The 14,379-nt window shown below is 68.1% G+C and carries 13 protein-coding genes and 2 tRNA genes; 12 read left to right on the forward strand and 3 right to left on the reverse strand.

What is annotated here, in order from left to right; translation table 11 throughout:
* Window positions 1–72: 72 nt before the first annotated feature.
* From der to tadA, 7 genes are all read left to right on the forward strand, one after another.
* Complete coding sequence (der, locus tag ACKVMH_RS03355) at window positions 73–1,473, forward strand: ribosome biogenesis GTPase Der (protein WP_215217962.1); 1,401 nt, start codon at window positions 73–75, stop codon at window positions 1,471–1,473.
* A gap of 14 nt (window positions 1,474–1,487) precedes the next feature.
* Window positions 1,488–2,612: a molybdopterin-synthase adenylyltransferase MoeB gene (gene moeB / locus ACKVMH_RS03360; protein ID WP_412699219.1), complete on the forward strand. Its 1,125-nt coding sequence runs from the start codon at window positions 1,488–1,490 to the stop codon at window positions 2,610–2,612.
* An 83-nt stretch (window positions 2,613–2,695) separates the two neighbouring features.
* Window positions 2,696–3,700: a DUF2272 domain-containing protein gene (locus ACKVMH_RS03365; protein WP_412699220.1), complete on the forward strand. Its 1,005-nt coding sequence runs from the start codon at window positions 2,696–2,698 to the stop codon at window positions 3,698–3,700.
* Window positions 3,701–3,737: 37 nt separating this feature from the next.
* Window positions 3,738–4,625 carry a bifunctional methylenetetrahydrofolate dehydrogenase/methenyltetrahydrofolate cyclohydrolase FolD gene (gene folD, locus ACKVMH_RS03370; RefSeq protein ID WP_215217965.1) on the forward strand — a complete coding sequence of 296 codons (888 nt, stop codon included), beginning with the start codon at window positions 3,738–3,740 and terminating at the stop codon, window positions 4,623–4,625.
* Window positions 4,626–4,712: 87 nt separating this feature from the next.
* A complete protein-coding gene (gene guaB / locus ACKVMH_RS03375) occupies window positions 4,713–6,170 on the forward strand; it encodes an IMP dehydrogenase (protein ID WP_412699221.1) in 1,458 nt (485 codons plus the stop codon).
* A gap of 3 nt (window positions 6,171–6,173) precedes the next feature.
* Window positions 6,174–7,739, forward strand: a complete 1,566-nt coding sequence (gene guaA, locus ACKVMH_RS03380) for a glutamine-hydrolyzing GMP synthase (protein ID WP_412699222.1) — start codon at window positions 6,174–6,176, stop codon at window positions 7,737–7,739.
* A gap of 36 nt (window positions 7,740–7,775) precedes the next feature.
* Window positions 7,776–8,258 (forward strand): tRNA adenosine(34) deaminase TadA, encoded by a 483-nt coding sequence (gene tadA, locus ACKVMH_RS03385; RefSeq protein ID WP_412699229.1) that lies wholly within the window; start codon window positions 7,776–7,778, stop codon window positions 8,256–8,258.
* On the opposite strand, the gene ACKVMH_RS03390 is transcribed toward tadA, so the two are convergent.
* A complete protein-coding gene (locus ACKVMH_RS03390) occupies window positions 8,255–8,725 on the reverse strand; it encodes a DUF2721 domain-containing protein (RefSeq protein WP_412699223.1) in 471 nt (156 codons plus the stop codon). The two genes, tadA and ACKVMH_RS03390, sit on opposite strands and share 4 nt — an antisense overlap.
* Before the next feature lie 79 nt (window positions 8,726–8,804).
* Between ACKVMH_RS03390 and orn the strand changes: the two genes are divergently transcribed.
* Window positions 8,805–9,383: an oligoribonuclease gene (gene orn / locus ACKVMH_RS03395; protein ID WP_412699224.1), complete on the forward strand. Its 579-nt coding sequence runs from the start codon at window positions 8,805–8,807 to the stop codon at window positions 9,381–9,383.
* A gap of 66 nt (window positions 9,384–9,449) precedes the next feature.
* On the opposite strand, the gene ppsA is transcribed toward orn, so the two are convergent.
* Window positions 9,450–11,828 (reverse strand): phosphoenolpyruvate synthase, encoded by a 2,379-nt coding sequence (gene ppsA, locus ACKVMH_RS03400; protein ID WP_412699225.1) that lies wholly within the window; start codon window positions 11,826–11,828, stop codon window positions 9,450–9,452.
* A gap of 131 nt (window positions 11,829–11,959) precedes the next feature.
* On the opposite strand from ppsA, the gene ppsR reads away from it, so the two are divergent.
* The 4 genes from ppsR (at window position 11,960) to ACKVMH_RS03420 (ending at window position 13,640) form a co-directional block, all read left to right on the forward strand.
* A complete protein-coding gene (gene ppsR / locus ACKVMH_RS03405; RefSeq protein ID WP_412699226.1) occupies window positions 11,960–12,781 on the forward strand; it encodes a posphoenolpyruvate synthetase regulatory kinase/phosphorylase PpsR in 822 nt (273 codons plus the stop codon).
* 101 nt (window positions 12,782–12,882) lie between these two features.
* Window positions 12,883–13,377, forward strand: coding sequence for a DUF1249 domain-containing protein (locus tag ACKVMH_RS03410; protein WP_215217973.1), 495 nt, complete (start codon window positions 12,883–12,885; stop codon window positions 13,375–13,377).
* A gap of 45 nt (window positions 13,378–13,422) precedes the next feature.
* Window positions 13,423–13,498, forward strand: a tRNA-Ala gene (locus ACKVMH_RS03415).
* Between the two features lie 66 nt (window positions 13,499–13,564).
* Window positions 13,565–13,640, forward strand: a tRNA-Glu gene (locus tag ACKVMH_RS03420).
* A gap of 120 nt (window positions 13,641–13,760) precedes the next feature.
* Here the strand turns inward: ACKVMH_RS03420 and ACKVMH_RS03425 are convergent.
* On the reverse strand, window positions 13,761–14,379 hold a 619-nt coding region (locus ACKVMH_RS03425), incomplete at its 5' end, for a TolC family protein (protein WP_412699227.1).

The following is a 14,379-nucleotide window of genomic DNA, read 5'->3' on the forward strand; positions in this document are numbered from 1 at the left end:
GGCGACTCCACGTGTCGACGCGGTATGTTTGCCGCATCGCCTTCCGCATTACGCCCCCAACCGGCTGAATCCATGCTTCCGCTCGTCGCGCTCGTTGGTCGACCCAACGTCGGCAAATCCACCCTGTTCAACGCGCTCACGCGTACCCGCGACGCGCTGGTCCACGACCAGCCGGGGGTGACGCGCGACCGCCACTACGGCGTGTGCCGGCCCGAGGGACAGCGCCACTTCGCACTGGTGGATACCGGGGGCATCGCCGGCGAGGACGAAGGCCTGGTCGGCGCCACCACCCGCCAGGCGCGGGCGGCGGCGACCGAGGCCGACCTGGTGCTGTTCATCGTGGACGGGCGCGAGGGCGCCTCGGCGATGGACGACGAGATCCTGGCCTGGTTGCGCAAGACCGCGCGGCCGACCGTGCTGGTTGTCAACAAGACCGACGGCATCGACACCGAGGCGGCGATCAACGAGTTTGCCCGTTACGGCATCCGCGACGTCGTCGCGACCTCTTCGGCGCACCGGCAGGGCATCGACGACCTCATCGACGAGATCGTCGCCCGGTTGCCGGAGGAGGGCGCGACCAGCGAGCTCGACACCGATCCGTCGCGCATCCGGGTCGCCTTCATCGGCCGCCCCAACGTGGGCAAGTCCACGCTGGTGAACCGCCTGCTCGGCGAGGAACGGATGATCGCGTCCGACGTGCCCGGCACGACCCGCGACTCGGTCGCCATCGACATGGAGCGCGACGGGCGCCTGTATCGCCTGATCGACACTGCCGGCCTGCGCCGCAAGTCGCGTGTCGACGAGGCCGTCGAGAAGTTCTCCATCATCAAGACCCTGCAGGCGATCGAGCAGTGCCAGGTCGCGGTGGTGATGCTGGATGCCGGCGAGGGCGTCACCGACCAGGATGCCAGTGTGCTGGGCTACGCGCTCGACGCCGGCCGCGCGCTCGTGGTCGCGGTCAACAAGTGGGACGGGCAGAGCGATTACCAGCGCCAGCAGGCCGAAGCGCTGCTGGCCCGCAAGCTTTCCTTCGTGGACTGGGCCGAGGCGGTGCGCATCAGCGCCAAGCACGGTTCGGGCCTGCGCGAGCTGTTCAACGCCATCCACCGGGCCCATGAGTCGGCCACGCGCGAGTTCAGCACCAGCGAGATCACCCGCGCGGTGGAGATCGCCTACGAGGCCAACCCACCGCCGGTGGTGCGTGGCCACGTCGCCAAGCTGCGATTCGCGCATCCGGTGGGCAGCAACCCGCCGACGTTCGCAATTCACGGCAACCGCCTGCGTACCCTGAGCGAAACCTACAAGCGCTACCTGGAGAACTTCTTCCGCAAGCGCTTCAAGCTGGTCGGCACGCCGGTGCGCTTCATTTTCAAGGAAGGCAGCAACCCGTACGAGGGCAAGAAGAACGTGCTGACCGACAAGCAGGTCGCAAAGAAGCGCCGCCTGATCCGGCACGTCAAGCGGGGCAAGTAGGAGCCGGGCAGCACATGGCGGTCGACACCATCACCCCAGCCGAGGCCCGTCGCCGCCAGCTCGGGGGTGCCGTGCTCATCGATGTCCGCGAGCCGCACGAACGCGCACTCGGCATGGCCGAAGGGGCGCTGGGCGTGGCGCGTGGCGAGCTGGAAGCCGCCCCCGGGGCGGTGTTGCCCGACGCCGATCGCGAGATCGTTCTCATCTGCGAGGTGGGCGGGCGATCCCTCCAGGCGGCCGAGGCTCTGGCGCAGGCCGGCTATCGCCGCGTCGCGTCGGTCGAAGGTGGCACGCGCCAGTGGCGGCTCGACGACCTGCCACTGGTGGTCGCCCACGGTGACCTGGACTTCAACGACCGCTACTCGCGGCACCTCCGCCTGCCCGAGGTCGGCGAGGCCGGTCAGCGACGGCTGCAACAGGCGACGGTCGCCGTGGTGGGCGCCGGCGGACTGGGTTCCCCGGCCGCCTACTATCTCGCCGCGGCCGGCGTCGGCACGCTGCGCCTGGCAGACGACGACGTGGTCGACCGCAGCAACCTGCAGCGGCAGATCCTGCACACCGACGCGCGGATCGGCGTGCCCAAGGTCGAGTCGGCCCGCATGTCGCTGGAAGCGCTCAATCCGACCATCCGCGTCATCGGCATGCGCGAGCGCATCACCGCCGAGAACGTCGAAAGGCTGATCGCGGATGCGGACGTGGTGCTCGACGGCGCGGACAATTTCCCGGTGCGTTACCTGCTCAACGACGCCTGCGTGAAGCTTGGCAAGCCATTGGTGTACGGGGCGGTTCATCGTTTCAATGGCCAGGTCAGCGTTTTCGATGCGGGGCGCCACCGCGGCCAGGCGCCGTGCTATCGCTGCCTGTTCCCCGAACCCCCGCCGCCGGAGGCCGCACCGAACTGCAGCGAAGCCGGCGTGCTGGGCGTGCTCCCGGGGGTCATCGGAATGCTGCAGGCAACCGAGGTCGTGAAGCTCATCCTCGGCATCGGCGAGCCGCTGGCCGGGCGGCTGCTGCAGTTCGACGCGCTGTCGATGCGCTTCCACGAGACCCGCCTGCAGGCCGATCCCGGCTGCACCGTCTGTGCACCAGGCGTACCGTTCCCCGGGTACATCGACTACCAGCAGTTCTGCGCGGGCTGACCGCAGCGCACAGGTGCGGCTGCACCTCCCGCTCACGCGACGCCCGGACCATGCGGGGATAGACGCACGGCGGAGAGTGATCGATGGCGACAACGGGATGGCGATGGGCCTGGCTGGCCGCGGCGTGCTTGGCACTGTCGCTGGTGCCCGCGGACAGGGCGTCCGCGAACTGCACGGGCGCTGCTCCCGTCCCTGCCGACACCCTCGGCGAGCGCATCGCGACAATGGCCTGCCAGGAGAGCCTGCTCTGGTACGAGCCTTTCATCAACGCGCAGGGACACCTTGCGAGCATGTCGATGACGGAAGCCGAGGCCGGTGTGCTCGCGGATGGTGCGACCCCGGCCTGGAAACGCGTCGCCGAGTACTGGCGTGGCAGCGGCCTGCTGTGGGAGATGAATGCCTTCCCGGGTGCGGGCACCTGCGCGCGGGCGGGATCACTGGCCTATCCGGCGCCGGACTGCCGCGCCTTCGTCATCGACCAGCCCTGGTCGGCGGCGTTCATTTCGTTCGTGATGGTGCGCGCGGGCGTGCCGGGGTTCCAGCCGTCTCCGCGCCACGTCGACTACGTGCGCAATGCGTACACGGGATCGGGCACCGGACCGTACCGGCTGGTCGACCCCGATAACGCCTCCCCCACGGCCGGCGACATGCTGTGCTATGTCCGCGGCGCATCGCCGATGGGGCATGCCGGCCTGCGATCGTGGCTGGCCGGCAATCCGACGGCGTCCCTGCCGATGCATTGCGAGATCGTGGTCGCCGCCGGTGGTGGCCGGCTCCAACTGGTGGGCGGCAACGTGCTGCACAGCGTGACGACGCGGATCCTTCCGCTCAACCGCGACGGCCGCATCTGGGGGCTGCCGCGCGGGACCCCGGCATGCTCGCCGGCAAACGAGGCCGGCTGCAGCTTCAACCGCCAGGACTGGGCCGCGCTGTTGAAGCTGGACCCGTCGCTGCGGCCCGTGGCTGCACCGGCGCAGGCGCTTCCCGGGCCGGGGCAGGCCGCCCCCGTGCAGTGTTGTGTGCAGTGCGTCGTCGGCTCCGGCGTACCTCGCTGCCCGGCCGGGACATCTCCACCGGTCGATCAGTGATAATGGCAGGCCGCATTGACCGCAGGCCCGCTCCTCCATGACCGACATGCCCGCCACCGCCCGCATCCTGGATGGCAAGGGCATCGCCGAGGACCTGCTCGACAATCTCAAGGCACGGGTAGCCGCCCGCGTCGCCGACGGGCGCAAACCGCCGGGCTTGGCGGTTGTGCTGGTCGGCAGCGATCCGGCTTCGTCGGTGTACGTACGCAACAAGCGCCGTGCCGCCGAGAAGGTCGGCATCCGCGCGATCGACTTCGACCTCCCCGCCGACACCGGCGACGACGAACTCCTCGCACTCATCGATCGGCTCAACGCCGATCCCGACGTGCACGGCATCCTGGTCCAGCTGCCCTTGCCCGACCGTCGCGACGCCACGGCCCTCATCCACCGGATCAGCCCTGCGAAGGATGTCGACGGCTTCCACCCGGAGAACGTGGGCCACCTGGCGCTGCGCCAGTTCGGCCTGCGTCCGTGCACGCCGCGCGGCATCACGACGCTGCTGGCCTACACCGATCGCCCGGTCCGCGGCGCCAGCGCGACCGTGGTGGGCGTTTCCAACCACGTCGGCCGGCCAATGGCCCTGGAGTTGCTGATCGCCGGCTGCACCACCACGTCCTGCCACAAGTTCACGCCGCCGGACGTGCTGGAGGCCGCCGTGCGGGGCGCCGATATCCTCGTGGTCGCCGTCGGGCGCCCGCAACTGATCCCCGGTGAGTGGGTCAAGCCCGGCGCGGTGGTGATCGACGTGGGCATCAACCGGCTCGACGACGGCCGCTTGGTCGGTGACGTCGGGTTCGAGGCGGCCTCGCGCCGGGCCAGCTGGATCACTCCGGTGCCGGGTGGGGTGGGGCCGATGACGGTCGCGACCCTGATGCAGAACACGCTGGAAGCGGCGGAGGCGGCCGACAAGGCCTCCGGCGCCTGACCGGCTGGGATCCCGGGTGGCCGGCACGCGCATGCGGGGGCCCCGAACGCGGTAGAATGACGCGCTTCATCCTCCCCGGGCCCGCCCATGTTGCGCATCCAGGCTGAAGCGCTGACTTTCGACGACGTATCGCTCGTCCCCGCGCATTCGACCGTCCTTCCGAAGGACGTCTCGCTCTCCACCCGCGTCACCCGTGACCTCACCATCCGCCTGCCGATCCTGTCGGCGGCCATGGACACCGTGAGCGAAGCCCGCCTCGCCATCGCCATGGCGCAGCTTGGCGGCCTGAGCATCCTGCACAAGAACATGACGCTGGCCCAGCAGGCCGCGCAGGTGGCGCAGGTCAAGACGTTCGAGGCCGGCGTCATCAAGTCGCCGTTCACCGTCGGACCCGAGACCAGCATCGCCGACGTGCTCAAGCTGACCCGCGAGCGCAACATCTCCGGCGTGCCGGTGGTCGATGGCGGGCAGCTGGTCGGTATCGTCACCAGCCGCGACATGCGTTTCGAGACGCGCCCGGAAGATCCCGTCCGCAACATCATGACCCGCAAGGAACGCCTGATCACGGTCAAGGAGGGCGCGGCCGACGACGAGGTGCTCGGCCTGCTGCACAAGCACCGCATCGAGAAGGTGCTGGTGGTCAACGACGCGTTCGAACTGCGCGGCCTGATCACGGTGAAGGACATCCAGAAGAAGTCCGACAACCCCAACGCCGCCTACGACAGCAGCGAGCGCCTGCTGGTCGGCGCCGCGGTCGGCGTCGGCGGCGACACCGAATCCCGGGTCGAGGCGCTGGCCGCGGCCGGCGTCGACGTGGTGGTGGTTGACACCGCGCACGGCCATTCGCAGGGCGTGCTCGAGCGCGTCCGCTGGGTCAAGAAGAACTTCCCGCAACTGCAGGTCATCGGCGGCAACATCGTCACCGGCGATGCCGCACTGGCCCTGATGGACCACGGCGCGGATGCGGTGAAGGTGGGCGTCGGCCCAGGCTCGATCTGCACCACCCGCATCGTTGCCGGCGTGGGCGTGCCCCAGATCACCGCCATCGACATGGTCGCCGAGGCGCTGCAGGACCGTATCCCGCTGGTCGCCGACGGCGGAATCCGCTACTCGGGTGACATCGGCAAGGCGCTGGCCGCCGGTGCGTCGACGGTGATGGTCGGCGGCCTGTTTGCCGGCACCGAGGAGTCGCCCGGCGAGACCGAGCTGTTCCAGGGCCGCAGCTACAAGAACTACCGCGGCATGGGCAGCCTGGCGGCGATGGAGAAGGGTTCCAAGGACCGCTATTTCCAGGACGCCAGCGACGCCGACAAGCTCGTACCCGAAGGCATCGAAGGCCGCGTCCCGTACCGCGGCCCGTTGCGTGGCGTGGTCCACCAACTGACCGGCGGACTGCGCGCCACGATGGGCTACGTCGGTTGCGCAACCATCGACGAGATGCGCAAGCAGCCGCAGTTTGTCCGGGTCACCAACGCCGGCACGCGCGAGAGCCACGTGCACGACGTGCAGATCACCAAGGAACCGCCGAACTACCGCGCCGGCTGACCCATGACCGACATCCATTCCGACAAGATCCTGATCCTCGACTTCGGCGCGCAGTACACGCAGCTGATCGCCCGCCGCATCCGCGAGATCGGCGTCTACTGCGAGATCTGGGCGTGGGACCACGACCCGGCGGAGATCGCCCGTTACGGCGCGAAGGGCATCATCCTCTCGGGCGGCCCGGAGTCGACCACCGTGGCGGGTGCGCCGCGGGCGCCGCAGGAGGTGTTCGACGCCGGCCTGCCGATCCTCGGCATCTGCTATGGGATGCAGACGCTGGCCGCGCAACTAGGCGGCAGCACCGAAGCCGCCGACGCGCGCGAGTTCGGCCATGCCGAAGTGGACCTCGTAGCTCACGATGCGCTGCTCGGCGGACTGTCGGACCACGGCGGCGAGCCACGCCTGAATGTCTGGATGAGCCACGGCGACCACGTCGCCACCGCGCCGCCTGGTTTCATCGTGACCGCGCAGACCGACCGGATCCCGGTCGCCGCGATGGCCGACGAAGACAAGCGCTGGTACGGCGTGCAGTTCCACCCCGAGGTCACCCACACGCTTCAGGGCCAGACCCTGCTGCGTCGTTTCGTCACCGAGATCTGCGGTTGCCAGACGCTGTGGACCGCCGCCCACATCATCGACGACCAGATCGCCCGCGTACGCGAGCAGGTCGGCGACGACGAGGTGATCCTTGGCCTGTCGGGCGGGGTCGACTCCTCGGTGGTCGCCGCGCTGCTGCACAAGGCGATTGGCGAGCAGCTGACCTGTGTGTTCGTCGACACGGGGCTGCTGCGCTGGCAGGAAGGCGACCAGGTCATGGCGATGTTCGCCGAGCACATGGGCGTCAAGGTGATCCGCGTAGATGCCGCCGACCGCTACTTCAAGGCGCTCGAAGGGGTCGCCGACCCGGAGGCCAAGCGCAAGATCATCGGCAACCTGTTCGTCGAGATCTTCGACGAGGAAGCCGACCGGTTGCGCAACGCGAAGTGGCTGGCGCAGGGCACGATCTACCCCGACGTGATCGAGTCGGCCGGCAGCAAGACCGGCAAGGCCCACGTCATCAAGAGCCACCACAACGTCGGCGGTCTCCCCGAGCACATGAGAATGGGCCTGGTCGAGCCGCTGCGCGAGTTGTTCAAGGACGAGGTCCGCCGCCTCGGCGTCGAGCTGGGCCTGCCGGAGACGATGGTCTACCGCCACCCGTTCCCGGGTCCGGGGCTGGGCGTGCGCATCCTGGGCGAGGTGAAGCGCGAGTACGCAGAACTGCTCGGCAAGGCCGACCACATCTTCATCGACGAACTGCGCAAGGCGGGGCTGTACGACAAGACCAGCCAGGCCTTCGCGGTGTTCCTGCCGGTCAAGTCGGTCGGCGTGGTTGGCGACGCTCGTGCCTACGAGTGGGTGATCGCGTTGCGCGCGGTCGAGACCATCGACTTCATGACCGCGCATTGGGCGCACCTGCCGTACGAGTTCCTCGGCCGCGTGTCCAACCGGATCATCAACGAGCTGCGCGGCGTGTCCCGGGTGGTCTACGACATCAGCGGCAAGCCCCCGGCCACGATCGAGTGGGAGTAGCCGGTGGGCGGCGCCGATAGCGCGACGCCCAGTGGCCTGCAGGACCTGCGGGCCCGGGACGAGGGTTGGATGCGGCACGCGCTCGCGCTGGCGGTGCGTGCCGAACGCGAGGACGACGAGATCCCGGTCGGCGCCGTGCTCGTGTCGGGTGATGGCGAAGTCCTGGGCGAAGGCTGGAACCGCAACATCGGTGACCACGACCCGACCGCGCACGCGGAGATCATCGCGATGCGGCAGGCCGGTCGCCACCTGGGCAATCACCGCCTGCTGGCCAGCACGCTCTACGTAACGCTCGAGCCATGCGCGATGTGTGCCATGGCCATGGTCCACGCCCGCATCGCCCGCGTCGTATTCGGTGCATTCGACCCCAAGACCGGCGCCGCAGGGAGCGTATTCGAGCTGCTGACCGACCCGCGCCACAACCATCGCATCGACGTCGCCGGCGGCGTATTGGGTGACGAGGCGGGCCTGATGCTGAGCAACTACTTCCGACGGAAGCGCGGCAAACCGCCGCTCTAGGCCGGACGGCGCACGCGCACGCGCGTGTGCGAGCGGTCCATTTCCTCATTGAGGATCGCCACGGCGATCGTCGACTCGCGCGACATCAGCAGGCTGGAAGCGAACAGGCCCAGCACGCCCAGCCCCGCGAAGGTGGTCGGCAACGCGCCAGCCGGCGAGGGCAGGAAGACATCCAGCATCACCATCAGGCTGGTGCCCACGAACAGGCTCAGCGACAGATACAGCAGCTGGTTGGCACGCAGGATCAGCCGGCTGCGGCGACGTTGCCGGGAGATGCGGTGGTCCAGCCACTCGAGTTCGTCCTGGTCGGTGGACTGCTCCATTTCCTTCATCAGCTGACGCAACCGGTCGACCACGCGAGCCAGTCGATTGCTCGCGGAAATCAGCAACGACCCGGTCGCCGTCATGAAGAAGGCGGGGGCGAGCATCGCGGTCAGGATGGCGTAGTCCGGGTCGGTCGTGATCACGGTAGAGGCACCGGCAGGCGTCGCAGTCGGACGGGAAGGCGTGGGATATCATGCCGCCTCGACAACCGGACGGCGACCCATGGGCACACGAGCAGGGAATGGACAACGACTGATCTGGATCGATCTGGAGATGACCGGGCTCGATACCGACAACGACTCGATCCTCGAGATCGCAACCGTGGTTACCGACGCCAACCTCGAGGTGCTCGCGGAGGGCCCGGAACTCGCCATCCGCCATCCACTCCAGCAACTGGAGGCCATGGACGACTGGAACCGCAACCAGCACCGCAAGTCCGGCCTATGGGCGAGGGTGCTGGAGGAAGGCGTGACGATGGCCGAGGCGGAGTCGAGGACGCTCGAGTTCCTCGCGCAGTGGGTCCCCGCGAGTGCGTCGCCGATGTGCGGCAATTCGATCTGCCAGGACCGGCGTTTCCTGCACCGGCTGATGCCGTCGGTCGAACGGCATTTCCACTACCGCAACCTCGATGTCAGCACCATCAAGGAGCTTGCGCGACGCTGGGCACCGGAGGTGATGGCCGGTGTCGGCAAGGAGGCCAAGCACACCGCGCTCAGCGACGTGCATGACTCGATTGCCGAGCTCAAGCACTACCGGTTCTTCATGGGCCGGCTGGGCGGGCTGGAACCTGCCGAAGGCTGACGCCGCTGTAAAGAAAGAAGCCCCGCATGTGCGGGGCTTTTCCGTTTCCGCGGATTGGCGCTGGCCTCAGCCGGCGTTCGCCTTGGCCTTGGCCAGGCGCAGCCAGGTGTCCACCACGGTGTCGGGGTTGAGCGACACCGACTCGATGCCCTGGTCCATCAGCCACTCGGCGAGGTCGGGGTGGTCGCTGGGGCCCTGGCCGCAGATGCCGACGTACTTGCCCTTCTCGCGGGCGGTCCGGATCGCCATCGCCAGGAGCTTCTTGACTGCCGGGTCGCGTTCGTCGAAGAGGTGGGCGACGATGCTGGAATCGCGGTCCAGGCCAAGCGTCAGCTGGGTCAGGTCGTTGGAGCCGATCGAGAAGCCGTCGAAGATCTCCAGGAATTCCTCGGCCAGCAGCGCGTTGGACGGGACCTCGCACATCATGATGATCTTCAGGCCGTCCTTGCCCTGCTCAAGACCGTTCTCGCGCAGCACCTCGACCACCCGGCGGCCTTCGTCCAAGGTGCGCACGAACGGGATCATCACCCAGCAATTGGTCAGGCCCATCTCCTGGCGGACCTTGAGCACCGCGCGGCACTCCAGTGCGAACGCCTCGGCGAAGCTTGGATCGACGTAGCGGCTGGCGCCACGGAAGCCGATCATCGGGTTCTCCTCGTGCGGCTCGTAGCGGCTGCCGCCGATGAGGTTGGCGTACTCGTTGGACTTGAAGTCGCTCAGGCGCACGATCACCGGGTTCGGCGCGACCGAGGCGGTGATGGTCGCGATGCCTTCGGCAAGACGGTCGACGTAGAAATCCACCGGGTTGCCGTAGCCGGCGATGCGCTCGTCGATCTTCTTCTTCGTCGCCGCGTCCTGCTGGTCGTACTCCAGCAGGGCCTTGGGGTGTACGCCGATGTGGCTGGCGATGATCATCTCCAGCCGCGCCAGGCCGACGCCGGCGTTGGGCAGCATCGCGAAGTCGAACGCACGCTCCGGGTTGGCAACGTTCATCATCACCTTGAGCGGCGCCGGCGGCATGTGCTCCAAGTCGGCGGTGTGGCGCTCGAAGGGCAGGGCGCCGTCGTAGATGAAACCGGTGTCGCCTTCGGCGCAGCTGATGGTGACCATCTGGCCGTCCTGGATCGCATCCAGCGCGTTGCCGGTGCCGACCACGGCCGGTACGCCCAGCTCGCGCGCGATGATCGCGGCATGGCAGGTGCGGCCACCACGGTTGGTGACGATGGCCGCCGAGCGCTTCATCACCGGCTCCCAGTCCGGGTCGGTCATGTCGGCAACCAGCACGTCGCCGGGCTGCACGCGCGCCATGTCGTCGAGCGAGCGCACTACCCGGGCGACGCCGCTGCCGATCTTCTGGCCGATCGCGCGGCCCTCGCAGACCACCGGGCCACGCTCGCCGAGCTGGTAACGCTCGATCTGGGTCGCCTTGGCGCGTGACTTAACCGTCTCGGGGCGCGCCTGGACGATGAAGAGCTTGCCGCTGACGCCGTCCTTGGCCCACTCGATGTCCATCGGACGCTGGTAGTGCTTCTCGATGGTGAGTGCCTGCCGGGCCAGCTCGTGCACGTCCTCGTCGGAGATCGAGAAGGCGTTGCGCAGTTCGGCCGGCGTGTCCTCGGTGCGCACGCGCTCGCCGGGCTGGTCGGAGTAGACCATCCGCAGCTGCTTGGCGCCGATCGAGCGGCGCAGGATCGCCGGCCTGCCCTGGGCCAAGGTGGGCTTGTAGACATAGAACTCGTCGGGATTGACCGCGCCCTGCACGACCATCTCGCCCAGCCCATAGCTGGAGGTAATGAACACAACGTCGCGGAAACCCGACTCGGTATCCAGGGTGAACAGCACGCCCGAGGCACCGACATCCGAGCGCACCATCAGTTGCACGCCGGCGGACAGGAACACGTCCTCGTGCTTGAAGCCGTGGTGCACGCGGTAAGCGATCGCGCGGTCGTTGTAGAGGCTGGCGAAGACTTCCTTGACCTTCAGGACGACGTCGTCCTCGCCGGTCACGTTGAGGAAGGTTTCCTGCTGGCCCGCGAACGACGCATCGGGCAGGTCCTCGGCGGTCGCCGAGGAGCGCACGGCCACGGCCACGTCGCCGCCGCCGTTCTCCGCGCACAGCTGTCGGTAGGCGTCGCGGATGTCCTTGTCGAGCGCCGGCTGCAGCGGGGCGTCGATCACCCAGCCGCGGATCTCGCCACCGGCACGCGTCAGCGCACCAACATCCTCGACGTCGAGCGAGGCCAGGCGGTCGAAGATCCGTTGGTGCAGGTCGTTGTGGGCAATGAAGTCCTTGAACGCCTCCGCCGTCGTGGCATAACCGCCCGGCACGGAAACACCGAGATTGGCCAAGTTGCCGATCATCTCGCCGAGCGAGGAATTCTTGCCGCCGACACGGGCCAGGTCGTTGAGGCGCAACGCGTGCAGCCAGAGGATGTTCTCGTTCAAGCGGGGTCTCCGAGGGGTCCGACACGCCGACCGGCGCGGCCAAGCGGATATGATCGCTCCTGCGCCGGACCCATACAAGGTTGATCCGGCGGGGTTTTCCTGTAGATCGACGATATTGGCGAGGTAATCCGATGGCAGTGGTACGGCCGGTCTTCTACGTATCCGACGGAACCGGCATCACCGCCGAGACGATCGGCCATGGGTTGCTTACCCAGTTCACCGACACCAAGTTCGTCAGCGAGCGCATTTCCTTCGTCGACAGCATCGAGCGCGCGCGCGAGGCCGCAAACCGCATCCGCGCGGCGGGCGAGACGCACGAGGTCCGCCCGATCGTCATCAACTCCTGCATGGACAGCGAGGTCGGCGAGACCCTGGCCGACAGCGGGGCGCTGATGCTCGACGTGTTCGCCCCGTTCATCGAGCCTTTGGAGCGCGAGCTGCAGGAGAGCCGCCAGCGGCATGTCGGACGCGCCCACGCGATCGTCGACTTCGAGGCGTATCACCACCGTATCAATGCGATGAACTACGCGCTGACCCACGACGACGGACAGGCGATCGACTACGAGGATGCCGACGTGATCCTCGTGGCGGTGTCGCGGGCCGGCAAGACGCCCACCTGCGTGTACCTGGCGCTGCACTACGGCATCCGCGCGGCCAACTACCCGTTGACCGAGGAGGACCTGGAGCACGACCGCCTCCCGCCGCGCTTGCGGGCGTACCGGCAGAAGCTGTTCGGCCTGACGATCGACCCGGTCCGGCTGCAGCAGATCCGCCAGGAGCGCCGGCCCAACTCGCGCTACGCACAGCTCGAGACATGCAGGCGGGAGGTTGCGCAGGCCGAGGCGCTGTTCCGCGCCGAACGCATTCCGACCCTCAGCACCACCCACACGTCGATCGAGGAGATTTCCAGCAAGGTGCTGTCGACCCTCGGCATCCGGCGGGAGATGTTCTGAGACGGCGCCCGGAAATGCGGCCGGGCAAACCCTGAACCTACGTCCGGCCACCCGGCCCGTCAACGCTGCCGGGCAGGGCAGGCGCCGTGTAGCATCGGGCCATGAACTCGCTGGCCCGCCGCCCCGTGCGGATCCCCACCCTGAGCCGCCTCGGCTGGCTGATGGCCCTGTACAACGAGAACCACGGTCGGCTCGCGACGATGTTCGCGCCGGCCGGGCTGGAGCCGGGGTGTTTCGTCTCCAGTGTCGGCGACGGACTGGACCTGCGGGTCGAGGTGCTGGAACAGCACCGCTACACCACCGAGCTGCGACTGACCTATGCCATGCACGACCCGGTGACCGGCCAGCCCGATCCGTCGGCATACCTGCGGCAGTACCACGATGCCCACCAGGTGGAGGCCACCCATTGCTACATCGGCCGCCGGTGGCAGGACGTCATCGGCATGTATCCGCCGCCGGCCGAGCTCGTCGGGCATCGCCTGCGGATGAACACTTTCCTCGGCAAATGGCTCCAGTACCTGTCCGAGCGCGGCCACGGATTGGCCACTCTGGCACCGGCTGGAAAAATCCGCACCGGGATCAAAAAGATTGCTTGACGACTTCGGGAAGCGTCCTTAAGCTTGTCGACTTTCCAGCCCCGTGGGGCCATAGCTCAGCTGGGAGAGCGCCTGCATGGCATGCAGGAGGTCGGCGGTTCGATCCCGCCTGGCTCCACCATTTCAAATGGTTCTTCGTTACCCGACTGAGTGAAAGCAGTCGACCAACGGTGCGAAAAACCACTGCGTCCCCATCGTCTAGAGGCCTAGGACACAACCCTTTCACGGTTGCGACCGGGGTTCGAATCCCCGTGGGGACGCCACTTTATACAAGCAGAAGGGTCGCCGAAAGGCGGCCCTTCTTGCTTGATGCCGGCAGCTTGAACGCGTGTTGCACGACGACTTTCACATGCTCCGTCGGGGGCCTTCCCTGGCACGCCGGCTCACCGTGTCGAGGCGACATCCTCCCGCACCGGAATCCGCGAGGGCCAACCTCCCGCCATCGCCTTGTAGACCGCGATCGCGGCGATGGCCGCGCGGGTGCGCACGTCGGCCAAGGCATCCTGCGCCTGCAGGCGGGTCCGTTCGGCCTCCAGCACTTCCAGCAAGCCGGCGGCACCGGCGTCGTAGCGCAGGCGGGCGAGTCCCGCCGCGCGCGTGCTGTCCTCGGCGGCCTGTTGCAGATGGCTGTCCTCGATTCGCGTATTGCGGTAGCGGACCAGCGCGTTCTCGGATTCTTCCAGCGCCAGTGCGACGGTCTTCTGGTAGCGCGCCAGCTCGCCGGCGGCGTCGGCATTGGCGGCCGCGATGCGCGCGCGCACCCGGCCGACGTCGAGGAACGACCAGTCGATCCCGAGTGCGACCAGCCGGGTTTCGCTGTCGCGTTCGAACAGATCGCCCGCGTCGATCGCCTGGCTGCCGATGAGTCCGCCGAGGGTGAAGCGCGGAAAGAGGTCGGCGGTGGCGACGCCGATCCGCGCGGTCGCCGCGTGCAGGCGCTGCTCGGCCGCCGCGATGTCCGGGCGACGGCGAAGCAGCTCGCCGGGCGTGCCGGGATCGACC

Origin of the sequence: Lysobacter zhanggongensis (assembly GCF_046638635.1) — a bacterium.
GTDB classification, from domain to species: Bacteria; Pseudomonadota; Gammaproteobacteria; order Xanthomonadales; family Xanthomonadaceae; genus Novilysobacter; species Novilysobacter luteus.